The organism is Pseudoduganella ginsengisoli (genome assembly GCF_009720865.1).
Lineage (GTDB): Bacteria > Pseudomonadota > Gammaproteobacteria > Burkholderiales > Burkholderiaceae_D > Rugamonas > Rugamonas ginsengisoli.
In genome coordinates, this window is record NZ_WNLA01000001.1 from 797,254 (window position 1) to 817,627 (window position 20,374).

At 60.6% G+C, this 20,374-nt stretch carries 21 protein-coding genes; 6 read left to right on the plus strand and 15 right to left on the minus strand.

The genetic code is table 11. The features are described 5' to 3' along the window. Positions 1–27: 27 nt before the first annotated feature. From GM668_RS03435 to GM668_RS03490, 12 genes are all read right to left on the minus strand, one after another. Entirely contained in the window at positions 28–1,407 is a 1,380-nt protein-coding gene (locus tag GM668_RS03435) for an SGNH/GDSL hydrolase family protein (RefSeq protein ID WP_155437484.1), read from the minus strand. Between the two features lie 149 nt (positions 1,408–1,556). Continuing rightward, positions 1,557–3,074, minus strand: coding sequence for an alpha/beta hydrolase family protein (locus GM668_RS03440; RefSeq protein WP_155437485.1), 1,518 nt, complete (start codon positions 3,072–3,074; stop codon positions 1,557–1,559). 39 nt (positions 3,075–3,113) lie between these two features. Next, on the minus strand, positions 3,114–4,700 hold the full coding sequence (locus GM668_RS03445; protein ID WP_155437486.1) for an alpha/beta hydrolase family protein: 1,587 nt from the start codon (positions 4,698–4,700) through the stop codon (positions 3,114–3,116). A gap of 138 nt (positions 4,701–4,838) precedes the next feature. Further along, on the minus strand, positions 4,839–5,966 hold the full coding sequence (locus GM668_RS03450) for an L-threonylcarbamoyladenylate synthase (protein ID WP_155437487.1): 1,128 nt from the start codon (positions 5,964–5,966) through the stop codon (positions 4,839–4,841). A 17-nt stretch (positions 5,967–5,983) separates the two neighbouring features. Then, positions 5,984–7,159 (minus strand): 5-(carboxyamino)imidazole ribonucleotide synthase, encoded by a 1,176-nt coding sequence (locus GM668_RS03455; RefSeq protein ID WP_155437488.1) that lies wholly within the window; start codon positions 7,157–7,159, stop codon positions 5,984–5,986. Next, the gene (gene purE / locus GM668_RS03460; protein WP_155437783.1) at positions 7,156–7,659 is read right to left on the minus strand and encodes a 5-(carboxyamino)imidazole ribonucleotide mutase; all 504 of its coding nucleotides are present in this window, start codon (positions 7,657–7,659) and stop codon (positions 7,156–7,158) included. Before purE ends, GM668_RS03455 begins: the two co-directional genes overlap by 4 nt. Positions 7,660–7,661: 2 nt before the next feature. Next, the gene (locus GM668_RS03465) at positions 7,662–8,558 is read right to left on the minus strand and encodes a phosphoribosylaminoimidazolesuccinocarboxamide synthase (protein WP_155437489.1); all 897 of its coding nucleotides are present in this window, start codon (positions 8,556–8,558) and stop codon (positions 7,662–7,664) included. A 98-nt stretch (positions 8,559–8,656) separates the two neighbouring features. Beyond that, a complete protein-coding gene (fba, locus tag GM668_RS03470; RefSeq protein ID WP_154375999.1) occupies positions 8,657–9,721 on the minus strand; it encodes a class II fructose-bisphosphate aldolase in 1,065 nt (354 codons plus the stop codon). Positions 9,722–9,754: 33 nt separating this feature from the next. Then, a complete protein-coding gene (gene pyk, locus GM668_RS03475; protein ID WP_155437490.1) occupies positions 9,755–11,203 on the minus strand; it encodes a pyruvate kinase in 1,449 nt (482 codons plus the stop codon). Positions 11,204–11,331: 128 nt separating this feature from the next. Further along, positions 11,332–12,540: a phosphoglycerate kinase gene (locus GM668_RS03480; RefSeq protein ID WP_155437491.1), complete on the minus strand. Its 1,209-nt coding sequence runs from the start codon at positions 12,538–12,540 to the stop codon at positions 11,332–11,334. 63 nt (positions 12,541–12,603) lie between these two features. Next, positions 12,604–12,936, minus strand: a complete 333-nt coding sequence (locus tag GM668_RS03485; RefSeq protein WP_170305461.1) for an AzlD domain-containing protein — start codon at positions 12,934–12,936, stop codon at positions 12,604–12,606. After that, positions 12,929–13,684: an AzlC family ABC transporter permease gene (locus GM668_RS03490; protein ID WP_155437492.1), complete on the minus strand. Its 756-nt coding sequence runs from the start codon at positions 13,682–13,684 to the stop codon at positions 12,929–12,931. The genes GM668_RS03485 and GM668_RS03490 overlap by 8 nt, the downstream gene beginning before the upstream one ends. A 162-nt stretch (positions 13,685–13,846) precedes the next feature. On the opposite strand from GM668_RS03490, the gene GM668_RS03495 reads away from it, so the two are divergent. The 4 genes from GM668_RS03495 to GM668_RS03510 are packed head-to-tail and all read left to right on the plus strand — an operon-like array spanning position 13,847 to position 16,036. After that, positions 13,847–14,038 (plus strand): zinc-finger domain-containing protein, encoded by a 192-nt coding sequence (locus tag GM668_RS03495; protein ID WP_155437493.1) that lies wholly within the window; start codon positions 13,847–13,849, stop codon positions 14,036–14,038. A gap of 32 nt (positions 14,039–14,070) precedes the next feature. Next, positions 14,071–14,496 (plus strand): YybH family protein, encoded by a 426-nt coding sequence (locus GM668_RS03500; RefSeq protein WP_155437494.1) that lies wholly within the window; start codon positions 14,071–14,073, stop codon positions 14,494–14,496. Positions 14,497–14,498: 2 nt separating this feature from the next. Further along, entirely contained in the window at positions 14,499–15,470 is a 972-nt protein-coding gene (locus GM668_RS03505) for a YheT family hydrolase (protein WP_155437495.1), read from the plus strand. A gap of 2 nt (positions 15,471–15,472) precedes the next feature. Next, complete coding sequence (locus GM668_RS03510; protein ID WP_155437496.1) at positions 15,473–16,036, plus strand: DUF2946 family protein; 564 nt, start codon at positions 15,473–15,475, stop codon at positions 16,034–16,036. 33 nt (positions 16,037–16,069) lie between these two features. Here the strand turns inward: GM668_RS03510 and GM668_RS03515 are convergent, their stop codons facing one another. Beyond that, a complete protein-coding gene (locus GM668_RS03515) occupies positions 16,070–17,683 on the minus strand; it encodes a M48 family metalloprotease (RefSeq protein WP_155437497.1) in 1,614 nt (537 codons plus the stop codon). Between GM668_RS03515 and moaC the strand changes: the two genes are divergently transcribed. Next, the gene (gene moaC, locus GM668_RS03520) at positions 17,682–18,185 is read left to right on the plus strand and encodes a cyclic pyranopterin monophosphate synthase MoaC (RefSeq protein ID WP_155437498.1); all 504 of its coding nucleotides are present in this window, start codon (positions 17,682–17,684) and stop codon (positions 18,183–18,185) included. The two genes, GM668_RS03515 and moaC, sit on opposite strands and share 2 nt — an antisense overlap. Before the next feature lie 93 nt (positions 18,186–18,278). Continuing rightward, positions 18,279–18,992, plus strand: a complete 714-nt coding sequence (locus GM668_RS03525; protein WP_155437499.1) for a flagellar brake protein — start codon at positions 18,279–18,281, stop codon at positions 18,990–18,992. Positions 18,993–19,062: 70 nt separating this feature from the next. On the opposite strand, the gene GM668_RS03530 is transcribed toward GM668_RS03525, so the two are convergent. Further along, the gene (locus GM668_RS03530) at positions 19,063–19,533 is read right to left on the minus strand and encodes a pilin (RefSeq protein ID WP_155437500.1); all 471 of its coding nucleotides are present in this window, start codon (positions 19,531–19,533) and stop codon (positions 19,063–19,065) included. A gap of 212 nt (positions 19,534–19,745) precedes the next feature. After that, the gene (locus GM668_RS03535; protein WP_155437501.1) at positions 19,746–20,354 is read right to left on the minus strand and encodes an FHA domain-containing protein; all 609 of its coding nucleotides are present in this window, start codon (positions 20,352–20,354) and stop codon (positions 19,746–19,748) included. Between the last annotated feature and the right edge of the window lie 20 nt (positions 20,355–20,374).

The window sequence follows — 20,374 nt, forward strand, 5'->3', positions numbered from 1 at the left end:
TCTCCAGTATCCGTATGGTGCCGCGGCTTACAGCCAGCCCTTGACGATCATTTTTTCCGAAACGAAGCGAGCCAGCAGCCAGTAGTTGTATGGCGTCGGCAGCGTTTCATCTGCGAAGGAATAGCGGCCCACATCACCCGTCTTCAGGTTGTTCAGGTTGCAGGTCAGCGCAATGCCCAGCGGGTTTTTCGCAGCGCTCAGATCGCAAGCGGTGTCTTTTACGTTGGTCAAGCCATACGGCGCCGGATTGGTCGCCTGGTCATGCGACGACGTCCAGACGTCGATCAGCAGCACGTTGTCCAGGCCGCTCAAGCCTTTATCGAGTTCGTCATTGAACGCTTTCACCATCGCCGCAATCAATTGCTGGCTGCTGGACGGCTGCGCCAGGCCCGACGGCGTGGTTGCCACGTCGCCCAGGTTGGCGACGGCCACATATTTCGCGCCATTCGTCAGCATCTGGTTCTTGACGATGGCCACCAATTCTTTACCCGCCGTCGCCATGGCCGCCACCTGCTCTGCCGAGTGGGCTGCAGCGTAGTCCGTACCGGCTTTGGTGCCGGCCGCCGTCGCGTCAGCTTGCGCCTTGGCGACCATCGGGCCATACACGGTTGGCGATGCCGCCGCGGTATTGCCAGCCTTGACCGCAGCAGTCACTGCCGCCGTGACAACGGTGGCATCCGTGTGCGATGGGTTGGCCGATTCCGCTGCCATGGCCAGGCCGATCGCCTGGGCTGCCGTTTGCGGATTGGTGGCGCCGGCCGCCAGTTGCGCGATCAGGCTGTTGGCGAAGGCCGTCGTGCCTGCCGACGTGCCGGCTGCGGTAGCCGCTGCCGACAGCGCGCCCAGGTTGAACAGCACGTCATTGCCGCCAGCCATGACGAAAACAATTTCATCGCCTTTGAACTTGCCGCCCACTGCCGCCAGGTGGTTTTTCACTTGCTGCGCCACCGGCACCGTCAACAGGCCCAGCGGGCTGCCCGTCAATTTATTGCCAGGACCAACCGGGCTGGTCACGCGGGCGCCGCCCTGTGCATAGCCATAGCAGCCGGCATTGGTGGTTACGGGGACTTTGAAGCCTTTGGTGGCGTCGCCGTCCAGGCCCGTCATGGCTGCGCATGGCGCTGGCAGGCCGAACTGGGCTGCCAGCAATTCCAGCCAGATCTTGCCGGAGAATTCAGGACCGGTGCCGGTGGCGCCGTTAATCGTATATTTGCCGCCGCCCAGCGCCTTAACGCCGCCTACGGCATACGTGCCGACGTCGGACAAGCTGTCACCGAAGGAGACTTGCGATGCGAATTTAACTTTGAGGGTTTGGTCGCCTGCATCAGGTTTGCCGCTGTTGCCGCTGCAACCGGCCAGAATGGCCGCCGTGGCCATCACTGCGAGCGCAATTTTCGTTTGTCGCATTGTGTCTCCTTAGAAATTCTTAGAAATTTATTCTACTAATCGAACGTACGTGCTATTAGCAATCCGCGTAATATGCCAGCCGGAAACATCCTTGTATAGGGCGATTTTGTAAATTGCCCAACTATCCGAGGGGGTATTCTAACGGCTGGTTAACGTGCGCGGAAGAAGTCCCGCGCAGCACGCAGACAGAAAGGCGCCACCAGGCCAGCGTGGTAGGCGTCCCGGACTGCTGAATCGCCGGAACCGCCGCTGACGGCGGCATTGAGCTTGACTGCGCTCTTGGCGGCCAGGAACCCCAGCTTGGGCTGGAGATAGTCATCGTTCAAGCCCGGCGTACTATCGACATTCACCACGTGCAACGCCGCGCCGGTTTTCTGCGCACGGTAAAAATCCCCCGCTGCCATAGTGTTGTAAAACGGAACAATCGGATCGTTATCGCCGCCGCACAGCAACAGTGGCGCCGTTGGTCCATAATTTCGCAAGTCATTACGCAACAGCCATTTGCGCAGCGGCTGCACAGGCGAGCAGGACAGCGGCGATTCTGCCGTGGCATTGCACGGGTTATTGCGCATGTCCGCCGTCACGCTGTCGCGGTACGCTGTGCGGATCAGGTTATTGTCGCCAAAGAATGGTTCATAGCCTGCCGTTTGCGGCACGGAATTGCCTGCGAACAGGGCTTTTTCCGGCAAGCGGCCCGATGCCGCCAGTTCGCCCAGCGATTGCGTCCCCGGCAACAGCGTTTCTATGCCCGTGGCATAGCGGCTTTCATACATATCGGCGCTATTCGCATACAAGCCCGCACCGGCGCGCTGGCCGGCAGTCGCCAGCATCGGCAAGAATGCGGTCGCGCCCGTGGTGGGCGCACCGCCAAAGATGCTTTCGCCAAACTTCAACAGGGAATATGGACCGGACAAGCCTGCCGCAGCCGCCACGGAAAATTCTGTCGGGTAGCGCAATTGCATGGCGCGCTGCGTCGCCACCGCCACATAGCCGCCCTGCGAATACCCCGTCACGTACAATTTCGATGCCCCCAGCACTTGCGCAAACGCTTTGCGCGATGCGCGCAGCCCGTCGATCATGTCGGCCGCCTGCTGTTCACCGTCCAGATACGCGTGATACGGCAGCGACGAACCGGCATAGCCCGCGTAATTCGGCGCCACGACGATGTAGCCGTGCGCGGCAAAAATACCCGCCACCAGGCGTGCTTCCGTCCCGGCCAGATTGGCCATATCAAATGATTTCAACGGCGACGTGCCGTGCGCATACAGCACGACGGGGCGCGGTCCTGTGCACGCCGGGTCCGTACCGGACGGCAGATACACGGCAGCTGACGCTTCCGTTGCTTCATGCGCGGAACCCACGGTGTTGTAGCGCACGGTTTGCACGGAGACGGCGCACACCGGCGTGCTGGTAATTCCGCTGGCGCCATACTGGGCGCTGTCCAGCAATTGCTTGAATTGCTGCGGCTCCAGGGTATTGATGGCAATCCCGTTGACCACGATGGGCACGGCGGACGGACTGCCAACCACGGTGCCCCGCTGCGGCGCTGGCGGCTCCGGTAACACGACGACGCCGCCACTGCTGCTGGGTGGCGTGTTACTGCCGCCGCTGCCGCCGCCGCAGGCTGTCAGCGCCAGCGCGGCTAGCAACGTGAATGTGTGACGCATGTCCTGCTCCCGATGAGACAATCGGGCCAGAATAGCAGATCAATCACTTGCGGAATTGAAAAAGTCGCGCGCAGTCATCAGACAAAAGCCGGCAGCCAGCCGGCTGTGGTACCGGTCAGACACTGCCTTGCCAGGATCATTACCTTTTTTGGCCGCTTCCTGCGCCAGCGCCTGGACTTCATGGGCAAACCCCTGCTTTTGCACCAGATACGCATCTTGCGGCTGGATGGTTTCCAGATCGACCAGCACCGTGGAAGCGCCATGCGCGGTAAAGTACGCCTGCGTATATTCTGCGTTGCTAAACGGCACGACAGGATCGCGCGCACCGCCACATAACAGCAGCGGCGTTTGCGGCACATACGTACGCAAGTCGTTTTTCACCATCCATTTGCGCAAGCTATGTTCCGGCGCGCAAGACAGCGGTTCCACACTGTCGCTGTGGCACGGATGCGCCGCCATATCGGCCAGGTAGGCATTGCGGTAACTGGTGCGCACCAGGTTCATATCGGCAAAGAACGCCGAGGCATCGGCTGCCTGTGGCTGCGAATCGCGGGCAAACAGCGCCCCTTTCGGTAATTTTCCTTTGCTAACCAGGTCATCCAGTTTCACTTTCGTTGGCAACAGCGTTTCAATGCCATTCGCATAACGGGATTCATACAAATCTTCCGGCGCCGCATACAGCGCTGCACCGGCGCGCTGGCCAGACGTGGTCAGCAGCGGCAAATATGCCGTCACGCCCGTGCTGGGGCGGCCGCTGAACGTATCGTCCGCCATTTGCGCCAGCGCGTAAGGTCCGGACAGCCCCGCCACGGCCGTGACCTTGAATTCATCCGCGTGGTGCTGCTGGATGGCGCGCTGCGTGGCCAGCGCAACAAAACCACCCTGCGAATACCCCGTCAAGAACAGCCGTTGCGACGTCTGCAATCCCAGCACGCCATAGGCGGCGCGGGCGGCGCGCAGCGCATCGACCATGTCCGCCGCCTGTTGTTCCGCATTCAGGTAAGGGTGGTAGGGTAGCGACGACACGCCATAGCCCGCATAATCCGGCGCCACGACGATATAGCCTTGCGCGACAAACATGGCCGCCACCAGCCGCGCTTCGCCATTCAAGTGCGCCATGCTGAACGCCCGGTCGAGTACCGTGCCGTGCGCATACAGCATCACGGGACGGGGCCCGTTGCACGCGGGATCTTTGCCGGACGGCGCCATGATGACGGCGCCCGCATCGGCCGGTTCACCCTGCCCGCCGACGGTCTGGTAGCGCAGGCTGTGGATGGAAATCGTGCAGCGGGGTTCGCCGGTAATTTTCAGCAAGCCATCGCGCCGTTTCAGCAGCGAGCGCAGCAGCGGCGGCTCCAGTTTATCGATCGTATCCACGACGACATCAATTGGCACCAGGGTTGGCCCGGACAGCAGCGTCCCCCGCGCGGGCAACTGCCGCGCCAGTTGCGCCGCCACCGTCCCTGCCGCAGCCGATGCGCTGCCGCCCGCCATGGCCGGCGCGTAAGACAGCGCCGCACTGATGACAGGCGATGCATCGATGGGATCGGATAGACGTTCAGCAGCGGTGGCCGTTGCCGCAATAGCAGCATTGGCAAGGAGGAATGCACACAAGCGCAAGACCATGGCTGGCCTCCATATTCTTGTAATGCGCGCCGGCCGGAAACCGGCGTGGCGCCTTGTTCAAGGACGCCACTCAACAATACCAGAATACAAGAGACTTGCGCGTGCGCGCTGTGTGCGTGGCCGCACACAGCACAAGATTTAGGACGAAGCCAGCAGCTTTTCAACGATGCCCGTCGCGCCAAATGCTGCGCGGCGCAAGCGGTCATTGACGCCCAGCCACGCATCCGTTTGCGGCGGCGCTTCCACCAGGATCAGCTGCGCATCGCTTTGGTCCATCGCGCGCAGCGCTGCATACAAGCCGTAGGCATAGCCTGGCGCATCGGAAGGCATATGCTGGTGCGCGGTGAACGTCCCGGCCGGCAGCGCAGCGTTGTCGCAATAATGGATAACGGCTGTCTTGTGGCCTTTGGCGGCCAGCTGCACCAGCACATCGGCCAGCTTCGCCGCCTCCACCAGGGCCACCGGTGCTTTCGGCGCATAGTGCGATTCCAGCGTGCCGGAAGCGCGCGGGGCGCTCTGGTCCGGCAAGTTCGGCATCACGCCAATCACGTCGCAAATATCCTGTGCGCCGATATGGCCGGGACGCAGCAGCACGGGGCCGTGCGTGTCGAGGCGCGACAAATCCAGGATCGTCGATTCAATGCCTACCTGGCTGGAGCCGCCATCAAGCACGGCGACGCGCAGGCTGCGCGCCGTATCCAGCACGTGCGCGCCAGGATTTTCCATCCGCGCTGTAATCATGGCCGCCACCGCATGCGCGGCAGTTTCCGCCATGCCGGCAGCATCCAGCACGTCTGCACCGAATTCATCGCGCACGTGCTGCGCCGTGGTCGGGCTGACATTGCCGAATTTATTCGCCGACGGCGCCGCTACGCCGCCCTTGCCGCCTTTAAACGCGGACAGCAACGCAATCGCCACCGGGTGCGACGGGCAGCGCAGGCCCACGGTATCCTGGCCGCCGGACACGGCGTCGGGAATCTGCGGATGACGCTTCATGATCAAGGTCAGCGGGCCGGGCCAAAAGGCCGCAACCAGCTTGCGCGCTGTGTCCGGGATATCCGTGACCCAGTAATCGAGGTCGGCGCCAGGCGCCACGTGCACGATCACCGGATGGTCATTGGGACGGCCCTTGGCGGCATAAATGCGCGCCACGGCAGCGGGATTTTCCGCGTCCGCACCGAGGCCATAGACGGTCTCGGTCGGGAACGCCACCAGGCCGCCGGATTCGAGAATCGCGCAAGCCTGGCCGAGTACTTTTGGGTCCATCGCGCTCACGGTATGACTCACGCAGGAATACCCAGAATCGCACACGCAGCATTCAACTGGCGCTGCGCGTCGTCCAGGGTGGCGGCGATGAACGTGATGTGGCCCATCTTGCGGCCACGGCGCGGATCATCCTTGCCATACAGGTGCAAACACGCGCCCGGCAAACCCAATACCTTGTCCCACGCAGGAGTACGCGGCGTGTCGGAACCGTCTTCAAACCACACGTCGCCCAGGATGTTCAACATCACGGCCGGCGAATGCTGGCGCACGTCGCCCAGCGGCAGGCGCGCCATGGCGCGCACTTGCTGTGCAAACTGGCTGGTGGCGCACGCATCGATCGTATAGTGGCCGCTGTTGTGCGGACGCGGCGCCATTTCATTGACCACCAGCGTACCGTCCGTCAGCACGAAGAATTCAATGCACAGCACGCCGACGTATCCCAGTTCCGCCACGATGGCGGTGGCCGCATCCTGTGCCGCCTTTGCGCATTGCGCCGACACATTCGGGCCCGGCACGGTGGTGGTAAACAAGATGCCGTCGCGGTGCACGTTTTCCGCGATCGGATAGACGACGGATTCGCCATCGGCGCCGCGCGCCGTCAGCACCGACACTTCATATGCCAGCGGCAGCATTTTCTCCAGCAGGCACGTCACCTGGCCCATGGCTTCGAACGCATTGCGCACGTCGTCGCGCGATTTCACGCGGACTTGCCCCTTGCCGTCGTAGCCCATGCGCACGGTTTTCAAAATGCCGGGCAGCAAATCATCACTGATTGCATCGATATCTTCCAAGGCCGCGATGACCTTGTGCGGCGCCGGCATGACGCCGGACTTCGGCGCGCAGCCGACAAAGAAACGCTTTTCAGCAATGCGGTCTTGCGCCACCGACACGCCATGGGCGTTCGGCGCGACAAACACGGATTGCGCGAGGCGCGACAGCGAGTCGGCCGGCACGTTTTCAAACTCGGTGGTGACGGCTACGCACTGCCTGGCCAGTTCATCGAGGCCGTTGGCATCGCTGTAGCCGGCATTGACGAGGCGCTGCGCTACCTGCCCGGCCGGGCAATCGGCGGCAGGCTCCAGCACGGCCACCTGGTAACCCATGCTTTGCGCAGCTTGCGCAAACATGCGGCCCAGCTGGCCGCCGCCCATGACACCCAGCCAGCTTGGCGGGTTGTTAACTACGTCGTTCATTCATTCACCGGTAACGTCATGGCTTGCGCCGCAGCGGTTTGCGTGGCGCGGAATTCCTGCAGCTTGCCCGCCAGCGCATCATCCGTGGTGGCAATGATGGCAACGGCCGTCAGCGCCGCGTTGGCGGCGCCCGCTTCACCGATGGCGAAGGTCGATACCGGCACGCCTTTCGGCATTTGCACGATCGACAACAGCGAATCTTCGCCACGCAGGTATTTCGATGGCACAGGCACGCCCAGCACCGGTACGATGGTCATCGCTGCCACCATGCCCGGCAAGTGGGCGGCGCCGCCGGCGCCGGCAATGATGGCGCGCAGGCCGCGCTCGCGCGCCGACTTGGCGTACGCATACATTTCATCGGGCATGCGGTGCGCGGAAATCACTTGCGCTTCGAACGGCACGCCGAACTGTTTCAGGATGTTGGTGGCATTTTGCATCACGTCCCAGTCCGAGGACGAACCCATGATGACGCCGACCAGTGGTTTGCTCACGTCCGTCATCATTACACCTTCAGCTTTTCGCCGGTCAGGCGTTCAATGGCTTCAAAGTATTTGGCCTGGGTCTTGCTGATGACGTCAGCCGGCAGCGCTGGCGCCGGCGCGGTCTTGCCCCAGCCGGTCAGCGTTTCCAGGTAGTCGCGCACGAATTGCTTGTCGAACGATGGCGGCGACATGCCTGGCTTGTACGAATCGGCAGGCCAGAAGCGCGACGAATCAGCCGTCAGCACTTCATCCATCAAGTGCATGACGCCGTTTTCATCGAGGCCGAATTCAAACTTGGTGTCGGCAATGATGATGCCTTTGGTGGCCGCGTATTCGGAAGCGGCTTTGTACAGCGCGATCGATACGTCGCGCATTTTCGCGGCCAGCTCGGCACCGATACGGCTTTCCATTTCAGCAAAGCTGATGTTTTCATCATGTTCGCCCAGGTCCGCCTTGGCCGCTGGAGTGAACAGCGGCTCAGGCAGTTTTTCAGCCTGTTGCAAGCCTTCCGGCAGCTTGATGCCGCAAACGGAACCCGTTGCCTGGTAATCTTTCCAGCCCGAACCGATGATGTAGCCGCGTACGACAGCTTCCACCATGATCGGCTTCAGGCGCTTGGCCACAACAGCGCGGCCTTTGACCTGCTCCACTTCGTCCGGCGCCACGACCGACTCTGGCGCCACGCCGGTCAAGTGGTTTGGCACGATATGACCCAGTTTCTCGAACCAGAAATCGCTCATCTGGTTCAGCACCATGCCTTTGCCGGGAATCGGTTCGTTCATGACGACGTCGAAAGCGGACAGGCGGTCGGTGGTGACGATCAGGATCTTGTCGTCGCCTACGGCGTAGTTGTCACGGACTTTGCCGTGACCCAGCAATGGCAGGGACTTGATGGAGGATTGGTAGAGGCTGTTCATAGCGGAGGGGATTTATAGATATGCAAAACCGGCGGACCTGTCAAAAGCGCCGCCGGCTGAAGAATCGGGCCGTGGTGAGCCCGTCCAAAAACAGAATTTTACTTCACAATTTGCGCCAGCGAGCCGGCCTTGTAGCGCTCTGCCATTTTTTCCAGCGGCAGCGGCTTGATCTTGCCAGCCTGGCCTTCGCAGCCGAACGCCAGCAGGCGGGCCTTGACGATTTCTTCAGCGGCAGCACGGGCTGGCTTCAGGTAGTCGCGCGGGTCGAACTTCGATGGGTTTTCAAACATGAACTTGCGGATCGCAGCCGTCATCGCCAGGCGGATGTCGGTGTCGATGTTGATCTTGCGAACGCCGTGACGGATGCCTTCCTGGATTTCTTCGACTGGCACGCCATAGGTTTCTTTCATGTCGCCGCCGAATTCACGGATGATGGCCAGCAATTCTTGAGGAACCGACGACGAACCGTGCATGACCAGGTGGGTGTTCGGGATGCGGGCGTGGATTTCCTTGATGCGGTCGATCGCCAGGATGTCGCCGGTTGGCTTGCGCGTGAACTTGTACGCGCCGTGCGACGTGCCGATCGCGATAGCCAGCGCGTCGCACTGGGTCTTTTCCACGAAGTCGGCAGCCTGGGCCACGTCGGTCAGCAATTGTTCGCGGGTCATGGTGCCGTCGGCGCCGTGGCCGTCTTCCTTGTCGCCCTTCATGGTTTCCAGCGAACCCAGCACGCCCAGTTCTGCTTCCACCGTCACGCCGATTGCGTGCGAGAACTTCACCACTTCGCGGGAGACGTCGACGTTGTATTCGTACGAAGCCACCGATTTGCCGTCCGCTTCCAGCGAACCGTCCATCATGACGGACGTGAAGCCCGAGCGGATCGCAGCCATGCAGACTGCCGGCGACTGGCCGTGGTCCTGGTGCATGACGACTGGAATGTGCGGGTACGCTTCGACAGCAGCGTCGATCAGGTGGCGCAGGAACGCTTCGCCGGCATATTTGCGGGCGCCGGCCGATGCTTGCATGATCACCGGGCTGTTCAGCGCGTCGGCGGCAGCCATGATGGCTTGCACTTGCTCCAGGTTGTTGACGTTAAAGGCTGGGATGCCATAGCCGTTTTCTGCGGCATGGTCCAGCAGCTGGCGCATGGATACGAGGGACATGGTAAAACTCCAATAACAAGAAAAAAGAAATTTTTAACTGAACTCGCCGACGCGCACGATCTTCAGGGCATTGGTGCCCCCCACCTGGCCCATGGGTTCACCCCATGTGACGACGATCATGTCGCCCTTGCGGACGATGCCATATTCGACCAGCAACTCTTCGGCTTCACGCAGCACGACGGCACTATCGGTACCCTGCTGCAGCTGGTAAGCGCGCACATTGCGGTACAGCGATGCCTTGCGGGCCGTGGTCACGCTGGGCGTCAGCGCGAAAATCGGCGTATCGATGCTGTGACGGCTCATCCACAATGCAGTGGAACCGGATTCTGTCAGCGCCACAATGGCTTTCACGCGCAAATGGTGCGCAGTGAACAGGGCGCCGTAGGCGATCGACTGGTCGATACGGGTGAACTGGACGTTGAGGAAGTCGGCGTCTAGCTTGTTGTATTCGGATTGCTCGGCCTCGACGCAAATGGCCGCCATCATTTCGACGGTTTCAATCGGGTATTTGCCGGCGGCGGTTTCTGCCGACGCCATCACGGCGTCGGTGCCATCCAGCACGGCATTGGCGACGTCCGACACTTCGGCGCGGGTCGGCACCGCATTGACGATCATCGATTCCATCATCTGGGTCGCCGTGATCGCCAGTTTATTGGCTTCGCGCGCCATCTTGATCATGCGCTTTTGCAGCGCCGGCACGGCGGCATTGCCTACCTCCACGGCGAGGTCGCCGCGCGCCACCATGATGCCGTCCGATGCGCCCAGGATCTCGGCCAGCGCGGGAATCGCTTCCGCGCGCTCGATCTTGGCGATCATCATCGGCTTGTGGCGGAATGGTTCGCCGGCGATATTGGCCAGCTGGCGCGCCATCGCCATGTCGGTGGCATTCTTCGGGAAGGAAATGGCCAGGTAATCAGCCTGGAAGCTCATCGCAGTCTTGATGTCTTCCATGTCTTTGGCGGTCAGCGCCGGGGCAGTCAGGCCGCCGCCCTGGCGGTTGATGCCCTTGTTGTTCGACAGTTCGCCGCCGATTTTCACGGTGGTGTGGATTTCACTGCCAATCACGCGCACGACGGTCAGCACGATCAAGCCATCGTTCAACAGCAAGGTGTCGCCCGGATGCACATCCTGCGGCAGCGCCTTGTAATCAAGGCCGACTTTTTCCTGGTTGCCCAGTTCGCCGTTTTCGCCCCATTTTGCGTCGAGGATAAAGCTGTCGCCGTTGGCCAGTTCGATCTTGCCGCCTTCGAACTTGCCGATGCGGATTTTCGGGCCCTGCATGTCTGCCATGATCGCCACTTCGCGCCCGCATTCGGCGGCTGCGCGGCGCACCAGGTTGGCGCGGTCGATATGGTCTTGCGCTTTACCGTGCGAGAAATTCAGGCGCACGACATCGACGCCGGCACGGATCATTTTGCACAAGACATCAAAGTCGGTGGAAGCTGGACCGATGGTGGCGACGATTTTTGTACCGCGGGACATAGGAAGGGCTCCTTTGTTGGACGTAGGGCGGATTCTACGGGGCACCGAGTCGAATCCGCCGTGCATGCGTTACGGTGACGCGATGGCGGATTTGACTAGGCGTCCCCGTCAAATCCGCCCTACCAGCGTTACTTGGTATAACGCTGAGTCAGGATTTCCACTGCCGGCAGAATCTTGCCTTCCAGGAACTCCAGGAATGCGCCGCCACCGGTAGAGATATAACCGATTTTATCGGCAATGTCATATTTTGCAATCGCTGCCAGCGTATCACCACCACCGGCAATCGAATATGCTTTGGAACCGGCAATGGCCAGCGCCAAGGTTTTCGTGCCTTCGCCGAACTGGTCGAACTCGAACACGCCGACCGGGCCATTCCACACGACGGTGCCGGCGGCGCCGATTTTCTCTGCCAGCAGCTTGGCCGTTTGCGGGCCAATGTCCAGGATCATGTCGTCATCGGCCACGTCGGCAACGGCTTTCACGGTCGCCACGGCGGTTGGCGAGAATTCCTTGGCGCATACGACGTCCACAGGAATCGGCACTTCCGCGCCGCGCTTGGCCATGATGTCGATGATGGCTTTGGCTTCATCAACCAGGTCGTTTTCCACCAGCGATTTGCCAATATTCAGGCCGGAGGCTTTCATGAACGTGTTGGCAATGCCGCCGCCAACGATCAGGCCGTCGACTTTTTCCGACAGGGCTTTCAGGATGGACAGCTTGGACGACACTTTGGAACCCGCCACGATGGCCAGCAGCGGACGGGCTGGCGCGCCCAGCGCCTTGCCCAGCGCATCCAGTTCGGCAGCCAGCAGCGGGCCGGCAGCGGCGATCGGTGCGAACTTGGCAATACCGTGGGTCGAGGCTTCCGCACGGTGCGCGGTGCCAAATGCGTCGTTGACATACACGTCGCACAGCTTGGCCATTTTTTGGGCCAGTTCGTCGGAATTCTTCTTTTCGCCCTTGTTCACGCGGACGTTTTCCAGCAATACAACCTGGCCGTTTTGCAGGTTTTCCAGGCCAGCGCCATCGACCCAGTTCTGTTTCAGTTCAACAGGCTGGCCCAGCAGCTCGGACAGGCGCTTGGCGACGGGCGCCAGGCTGTCTTCTTCCTTGAATTCACCTTCGGTCGGACGGCCCAGGTGCGACGTCACCATGACTTTGGCGCCGGCGTCGACTGCGGCGCGGATGGCCGGTACGGAAGCGCGAACACGGGTGTCTTCAGTGATGTTGCCAGCGTCATCTTGCGGCACGTTCAGATCAGCGCGGATGAAAACGCGTTTTCCTTGCAGTTGTGGGAGCAGGTCTTGCAGGCGGGTGAAATTCAGGACAGCTTGCATGGCGAGTCTAGGGGCAAATTGTTGGAAAGCCGCTATTCTACCGCAATGCAGCACCGGATTCGTTTAAAAAACGTGCAACAACCTGAGTGCCGTGAAGAAGGCCATGCCAAAAATAATGGTTTCCAGCATGTTACGGCGCAGTAAATAAAAAACAACAGAAACCAGTGCGGACACCAGTTTCGGATTGCTGTATTCGAACTGTACGTGCCCGGCCGTATCCAGCAGCAAGTCCGGCGCGACGATGGCGGCCAGCGCGCACGCGGGCGCATAGCGCAGCACTTCATGCACGCGTTTCGGGATATTGATGTGGTGGCCCACGACCCAGAACGATGCGCGCGTGGCGGCCGTGGCCGCCGCCAGCGCCACGATGGTCAGCCAGATTTCCCAGTCAGCCACGGCGCATCTCCTTGATCTTGTCGCTTAATTCTTCAGCCGCCATGGCAGACACCATGCCCACCACCACGGCGGCCAGCAAGCCCAGCTTATACGGCAGCGCGTGGCCCCAGACTGCCACAAAGCCGGCCACCAGCACGCCCACCAGCGCCGGCCGGTTGGCAATCAGCGGCACCAGGATGCACAGGATCGCCAGCGTACCGGCAAAACCCAGCCCCCATTCCGCCGGGATGGCGCTGCCGGCAAAGATGCCGGCTATCGAACCGATTTGCCATGCCGCCCAGTTGGGGTACATCAGTCCTTTTAAATAAGACAGTTTGCCCCGCTGCGGCTGTTCTGACGGATAGCGCTGCAGGAACAGCGCGGACGTCATGTCGCCGGATGCATAGCCCAGCAGGAAACGTTGACGCAAAGGCAAATGCTGAAAGTGCGGGGCCAGCAATACGGAAAAAATCACGAAGCGCAAGTTGACGGCAATTGCCGTGCAAAACACCACCCAGATCGGGGCGCCGGCGGCAATCAGCGGCAACGCGGCCAGTTGGGCGGAACCGGCAAACGCCATCAACGTCATGCCCAGCGCCTGCACCACCGTCAAGCCACCCTTGACCATGGCCACACCGACCACAATGCCCCACGCACCGATGCCGAACAGGGTCGGCATGCCATCCTTGAGCCCCTCGCGCCAGGCGGCTTCATCGTGGGCATCTACGTCGGAGAGTTGCGGCGGCGGCGCGCGATGGGGTTCGTTCATGTCGAAAAATCTGCCATGCACGATGCAAGATGTTTGCAATTATGAAATGTATCGCCGCAGGCTGGTGCTGGAATCAGCCGCTATTCTACCGATGATTTTTGCTCGCTGCCCGAATCCGTTAGAATCTGTGCTTTATCAGTTACCGCTTCCGGAGATCAAAAGATGAGCAACGCCACCACCCCAGCCGTCGAACTCGAAGGCAAAGACTTGCCGGCACACTGCCCGAACCCAGCCATGCCGCTGTGGTCGTCGCACCCGCGCGTCTTCCTCGACTTCCATGACGGCGAAGCCAAGTGCCCATACTGCGGCACCGCTTACCGCCTGAAGCCAGGCACGGTGGTTCCTCATCATTAATAGTAATAGTTAAACCCCGCCCGGAGCGCATCATGCCTACCAAGAAAAAGCAGTTGAACGGCAGCGCCGCTGAAGTCGAAGCTGCTTTTTATGATGCGCTGAACCGGGCCGACGTCGATGCCTTGATGGCGCTGTGGGCCGACGACGATGAAATCGCCTGCATCCATCCGGGCGGGCCCCGCCTGGTCGGGCACCGCGCCATCCGCGAATCGTGGTCCATCATTTTGGAGCATGGCGGCTTGCATATCATGCCGTCCGTGCTGCATGAAACACATAACCTGATGAGCTCTATTCATTCCGTGGTGGAAGGCGTCACTGCCGCCAGTGGCGAACCGGCGCACCTGATTGCCAGTAACGTCTATATCAAGACGCCCAAAGGCTGGCGCATTGTGCTGCACCACGTGTCGGTGGCGCCGGGCCCGGTGCCGGTAGAAACGCCGGCGCAAATCCTGCATTAAACATGAAATACACGGCTCCCTTCTGGCTCCCCAGCGGCCACCTGCAAACGATTTATCCAGCCACGTGCATCAGCAAGCCGGCCGTCAAGTTCCGCCGCGAGCGGTGGACTGCGCCGGATGGTGATTTCGTTGACGTGGATTTCGTCGATGGCGATGCGGGCAAGCCGTTTGTCGTGCTGTTCCATGGGCTGGAAGGATCGTCGGACAGCCACTATGCGCGCGCGCTGATGGCGGAATTGCGGGCGCGGGGCTGGTCCGGCGCCGTGCCGCATTTCCGCGGCTGTTCCGGTGAACCGAACCTGGCGCCCCGCTTTTACCATTCCGGCGATGCGCAGGAAGTCGACTGGATCGTGCGGCGCTTGCACCAGCACGCGATGAGCAATGCCTGTTCGCGTTTTTACGCGACAGGCGTATCGCTGGGCGGCAATGCGTTGCTGCGCTGGCTGGGCGAATCGCAATCGCAGGCAGGTTTTGTCGATGCCGCCGCCGCGGTCTCCGCGCCGCTGGATTTGGCGCGGGGCGGCGATGCCCTGTCGCGCGGGTTCAACCGCGTCTACACGCGCATGTTTTTAAATACGTTGAAGCCGAAGTGCGTCGCCAAGCTGAAGCAATTCCCCGGCCTGTACGATCTCAACGCACTGCAAGCGGCAAACGATTTATATGCTTTCGATAACGTGGTGACGGCGCCCCTGCACGGCTACCGCGATACGGACGATTACTGGCACCGCGCCAGCGCCAAGCACGTGCTGACGGATATTACGGTACCGACGCTGGTATTGAATGCGCTGAACGATCCTTTCCTGCCCGGCATACACTTGCCGCGCAAAGCCGCGCCGTGCGTGACCCTGGACTATCCTGAACATGGCGGCCACGTGGGCTTCGCCGCCGGCTGCGTGCCGGGCAGCCTGGCGTGGTTGCCGCAGCGTTTGCTGCACTTCCTGGAAAACCAGGCCATTCAAACTTGCGAGGCATGAGCATGGATGACATCGTCAAACAGGCGCTGGCAAAGTGGCCGAATGTCCCCCACTGCTACGGCTGGCTGAGCCTCGATGCGCGGGGCAACTGGCGCATGCGCGACGAGCGCGCCCAGCATTTCAATTTACCGGGCGACAAGCTGACCAATCCTGCACTGGTGGGGTTTATAGTCCGCAATTACGACTGCGATGAACGGGGCTGCTGGTATTTCCAGAATGGGCCGCAGCGCGTGTATGTGAATCTGGAAGCGACGCCGCACATCGTGCGCACGGATCCAACACACGGCTATGTGCTGCACACAGGCGCGCCGCTGGGCGCGATCGATGAAGCGTGGCTGACCGATGATGGCCACCTGGTGCTGCGCAGCGGCGCCGTGGTGGCGCAACTGGATGACCGCGATCTGGCGCAAGCCATGATGCAATTTATGCCCGCAGGCGACGAGGCGCTGGCTGCCTGGCTGGATGGCCAAGACATCCCGCTGCAATTAGGCCCGGTACCGTTGCAGCGGCTGAGCGCGGCCGAAATGGCGGAAAAATTCCATTTCCAGCCAACGCCAACTCCGTAGGGCGGTTTCCACGAAACCGCCATGCATGCGCCATCACGGCTCCTTATATTTGTCCCCCATCGCCTCCTTGCGCCGCTGCTTGAACTCCCGCTCGCGTGCATCGATCTGCGACTGGTCATAAAACGACGCATCGGGCGATTTGCGCGCCAGCCCCAGCTGGTCAATGGCCGCCAGCATGCCACCTTGCAGCATGTACGATTCCGCCAGCGCCATATGCTGCAATGCCATCTTGCCCTGCTTCGCATACGCTTCGGCCAATAAATCAAACCCTTCCGGCTCTTCCCGGTATTGCTGCACCTGGTCGCGCAGGAAGCGGGCGGCTTCTTCCGTATTACCCGCCACGATCATGGCCTTCGCATATTGATGCGCAATGCCGCGCGACAGCGGATATTTCTGGTGCGCGCTTTCCGCTTCCGCCAGCGCAGCCTTGATCAGCGGCGCATTGCTTTCCTGCGCCAGCTTGATGTCCAGCGACAGGCTGGTGAAGACCGTGGGCGCCACATCTTGCCGCGCCACGCCGAGCGCCCCGGCCGGCGCCGGCGCATTGACGGTGGCCAGCGCCTTGTCGAGCCAGCTTTGCGCGGCAGCGAAATCGCCTTTCTTCAACATGGCAAACGCCAGCCCATATTGACCGGCCGTCTTTTGCTGGCGGTTATCCTGCAGCAGCAAATCCTGGAAATAGCGGATGGATTCCGCCAGCCCCTGTGAACTTTCATCCTGCAGCACGCGGGCGCGGGCGCGGATCAAGTGAAACGCCAGGCTGTCGGCGCGCTGGCGGTAAGGCTGTTCACGGATACGCGCCTGGATATCGGCAATGCGTTCCGTCGTCAGCGGGTGCGTCAGCAGGTAGGCTGGCACGTTATCGCTGTAATTGCGCGTGGCCGTCTGCATACGCTGGAAAAACGCCACCATGCCGCTGGTGTCATACCCCGCTTCGCCCATGATCTGGAAACCCACGCGGTCTGCTTCCCGTTCCGCGTCGCGGCCGAAATTCAACTGGCGCTGGATCGCCAGGCCCTGCCCGCCCATCATGACACCCATGGCCGCATCCGGACTGGATTTCATGGCCAGCGCGGCAAGCACCATGGCAGCCAGCGGAATCAGCGCATCCGTTTTTTGCTGTCCCAGCTGGCGCGCAATATGGCGCTGCGCGACGTGGCCGATTTCGTGGCCCAGCACGGACGCCAGTTCCGATTCATTTTGCGCCGCCAGCAGCAGCGCCGAGTGCACCCCGATAAATCCTCCCGGCAATGCAAAGGCATTAAGCTGGTTGTCGCGCACCGCAAAGAATCCATAGTTAAAACTGGCTTCGCCCCGAGCTCCCGGGTGCGCGGCCACCAGTTTATTGCCCAGCTCATTCAAGTATTCCAGGATGGGTTCATCATCGAGGTAATCCTTGTTGCTGCGGATCTCGTACATGATTTGCTCGCCCAGCTTGCGTTCGATCAGGGGCGACAATTCCTGCCGTTCCGTATCGCCCAGGTTAGGCAAATTGATCGGCTTCGATGGCAATACTTGCGTGCTGGCTTGTGGCGCAGCGAACAAGAGGGAAATCGCGAGAGGGATTATCAGGCGCGATGAGAAACGTTTGAGAGTCACGATGCTATGATACCTGTCAACACCAGCTAAGAGCCTCACAATATACATGAACACCGACAGCAATGACGAGAATGCAGGACTGACCCACTTTGACACGGCCGGACAGGCGCATATGGTGGACGTGGGCGGCAAGCAGGAAACCCACCGTATCGCCGTGGCCAGCGGCAGCATCAAAATGAAGCCGGAAACCCTGGCCATTATTGTCTCTGGCTCAGCCAAGAAAGGCGACGTGCTGGGCATTGCCCGTATCGCCGCCATCATGGCGTCCAAGCGTACCAGCGATTTAATTCCGCTATGCCACCCGCTGGCGCTGACGCGGGTCGCCGTGGATTTTGAAGTCGATGCACCCAACGCCACCGTCCACTGCCGCGCGCAAGTGGAAACCTACGGCAAGACCGGGGTGGAAATGGAAGCGCTGACGTCGGTGCAGGTGGGCCTGCTCACCATCTACGACATGTGCAAGGCCGTTGACCGCGGCATGGTCATGTCCAATATCCGCGTCCTGGAAAAGCATGGCGGCAAGTCGGGCGACTGGAGCGCAACCAGTTAATAATTCGCCGTTGCAAATCATGCACGTCCATGCTTTATTTGCAACCACCGGTATATAATTGCCGCCCGGACACGGTTACAGCAAAGGAAGGGCATGAGCAGCAGCACAGCGGCAGCGGAAGCGCGGACGCAGGAATATGAGTTCGAGCAGATGAATCTGCAGGTGGGCGGGCGGATCCAGCTGATCACGCACCGTACGCTGAAGCCTATCCAGCATTTTTCCACGGTCATCGGCTGGATCAAGGATGAATACATGATCGTCAAGGTGCCGCTGGAAAACGGCGCCCCGGTCTCGCTTGCCGAAGGCGACAAGCTGACGATCCGTGTGTTTTCCGGTGTCAACGTGTGCGCTTTTTCCACTGTCGTGCTGCGCGTATTTGACCGTCCGCTGCTGTATGCGCATGTCGCTTTCCCCACGCAAATCCAGGGCACGAGCTTGCGCACGGCCATGCGCGTAAAAGTCGATATTCCTGCCCAACTGGCATCTGCAGGCGGCATCAAAACCAACGTCTTCCTCGTTAATCTCAGCGTCTCCGGCGCACTGATTGAATCCGAAGGACCACTACCGACAGGCAATTCCAAAGTGGCCCTGTCATTCACCTTGCTGGCGCCGCCCGATAACCGGCAAGTGCTGGTTAATACCTATGCGCACGTGCGCAATACCAACGCCATCAAACCCGCCACGGCTGACCGGCCGGCCATGCATACGTACGGCGTGCAATTTTCCGGCTTGGATCCAACGCACTATACGTTGCTGCAAAATCTCACCTACGAAGCGCTCATCGCGGACCGGCAAAAAATCGTCTGACAAAAAAGAAACCGGGCCGCAGCCCGGTTTTGTTGCTGCCCCCCATCGGAGGCAGCGTCAACTAATCAGATTAGTTGTTTTTCGTGATCGCCGCCGCCGCAGCCGTGTTGGTGACCGTCGTGGTATTCGCCCAGGTCACTGCCGTGCCGTTGGCTGCAACGGTCGGGGTCATGGTGATGGTCATGCCATCGACGCCGGTACCGATGCCGCTTGCCAGGGTCAGCGTAATCACGCCAGCAGCAACGGTCGCCGACGCCACTTCTTTGGTCGGAGTAAAGACTGGAACAACGGTCACGGCGCCAGCAGCAGTGGTATTGCAACCAGTGAGCACCCCGCCCGCTTCCTGGGCGCACAAGCCGACTGCAGTACGCAGCGGCGTTGCAGCGCCCAGTGCGTTACCAACTTTGGCTTTGATCGTGTAATCGCTGTAAGCAGGAATTGCCACGGCCGCCAAGATACCGATAATGGCCACAACGATCATCAGTTCGATCAGGGTGAAGCCGGCTTGAGCTTGCTTCTTGATTTGTTTAATGGATTTCATTTTGATTCTCCTCATACGGTGATGGAACAGGTTGTTGGTGCCACGGTTGAGTAAGTGCAAGTGGCGTGCCAGCCTGTTTTTTGCCATTGGAGAACCCGATTCCCGACAATTTCCGTCAATCTAGCCCGTCTGGCTGACGATTTTTGTCAATCGCGCTGCAGAAATTGTCAGTTCCGATGGAAAAAAATTGGCAACTGACAGATTTTGTCAGTTCAATCTTGTTTAAACGCCATTTGTGTACCGCTGAGGTCAATGACGTCGCCATTTTTCAGCCGCACTGGCTGCTTGCCCAGCAACGCGCCATTCAGCAACGTGGGGGCATCGCCCTCGACCTGGGCGATGGAATATGCGTCCACGCCGCGGGAAATCACGACGACTTGAACGGTAGGACGGCCCAGCGTCGTCAGAGCCTTAGTGAGTGCTAACTGCTTACCTGCATTCGCGCCATTCAAGACTTCCACGCGGCCAGCCGGTATGCCCGCTTGTGGCAATGGCACAGTCGCGTCTGGCGATATTGCGGTGTGAGGCCGCACGCCATCGGCCAGGTATTCAATCAGGTATTTGGCCAGTTTGATGGTGTCGCCGTGCTGAAGGAAATGCTTGCCAATGCGCTGGCCGTTTACGAACGTGCCGTTGGTGCTGTGCAAGTCTTCTAAAAATGAATCATCGAGGATGGTCGTGATGACGGCATGTTCACCGCTGACTGCCGGATGGCTGAGCACGATGTCGTTGTGGCTGCGGCGGCCGATCGTCATGCGCTCCTTGCTGAGCGCAACTTCCTGCTCGACCACGCCTTCGCGCGCAATGATGATCTTCCCCAACCAACGCCTCCAGGAAAATG

Coding starts and splice junctions, on each gene's coding strand:
- GM668_RS03435 (WP_155437484.1), bottom strand. CDS start 1,407: ATGCGACAAACGAAAATTGCGCTCGCAGTGATGGCCACGGCGGCCATT.
- GM668_RS03440 (WP_155437485.1), bottom strand. CDS start 3,074: ATGCGTCACACATTCACGTTGCTAGCCGCGCTGGCGCTGACAGCCTGC.
- GM668_RS03445 (WP_155437486.1), bottom strand. CDS start 4,700: ATGGTCTTGCGCTTGTGTGCATTCCTCCTTGCCAATGCTGCTATTGCG.
- GM668_RS03450 (WP_155437487.1), bottom strand. CDS start 5,966: ATGGACCCAAAAGTACTCGGCCAGGCTTGCGCGATTCTCGAATCCGGC.
- GM668_RS03455 (WP_155437488.1), bottom strand. CDS start 7,159: ATGAACGACGTAGTTAACAACCCGCCAAGCTGGCTGGGTGTCATGGGC.
- purE (WP_155437783.1), bottom strand. CDS start 7,659: ATGACGGACGTGAGCAAACCACTGGTCGGCGTCATCATGGGTTCGTCC.
- GM668_RS03465 (WP_155437489.1), bottom strand. CDS start 8,558: ATGAACAGCCTCTACCAATCCTCCATCAAGTCCCTGCCATTGCTGGGT.
- fba (WP_154375999.1), bottom strand. CDS start 9,721: ATGTCCCTCGTATCCATGCGCCAGCTGCTGGACCATGCCGCAGAAAAC.
- pyk (WP_155437490.1), bottom strand. CDS start 11,203: ATGTCCCGCGGTACAAAAATCGTCGCCACCATCGGTCCAGCTTCCACC.
- GM668_RS03480 (WP_155437491.1), bottom strand. CDS start 12,540: ATGCAAGCTGTCCTGAATTTCACCCGCCTGCAAGACCTGCTCCCACAA.
- GM668_RS03490 (WP_155437492.1), bottom strand. CDS start 13,684: ATGAACGAACCCCATCGCGCGCCGCCGCCGCAACTCTCCGACGTAGAT.
- GM668_RS03495 (WP_155437493.1), top strand. CDS start 13,847: ATGAGCAACGCCACCACCCCAGCCGTCGAACTCGAAGGCAAAGACTTG.
- GM668_RS03500 (WP_155437494.1), top strand. CDS start 14,071: ATGCCTACCAAGAAAAAGCAGTTGAACGGCAGCGCCGCTGAAGTCGAA.
- GM668_RS03505 (WP_155437495.1), top strand. CDS start 14,499: ATGAAATACACGGCTCCCTTCTGGCTCCCCAGCGGCCACCTGCAAACG.
- GM668_RS03510 (WP_155437496.1), top strand. CDS start 15,473: ATGGATGACATCGTCAAACAGGCGCTGGCAAAGTGGCCGAATGTCCCC.
- moaC (WP_155437498.1), top strand. CDS start 17,682: ATGAACACCGACAGCAATGACGAGAATGCAGGACTGACCCACTTTGAC.
- GM668_RS03515 (WP_155437497.1), bottom strand. CDS start 17,683: ATGTATATTGTGAGGCTCTTAGCTGGTGTTGACAGGTATCATAGCATC.
- GM668_RS03525 (WP_155437499.1), top strand. CDS start 18,279: ATGAGCAGCAGCACAGCGGCAGCGGAAGCGCGGACGCAGGAATATGAG.
- GM668_RS03530 (WP_155437500.1), bottom strand. CDS start 19,533: ATGAAATCCATTAAACAAATCAAGAAGCAAGCTCAAGCCGGCTTCACC.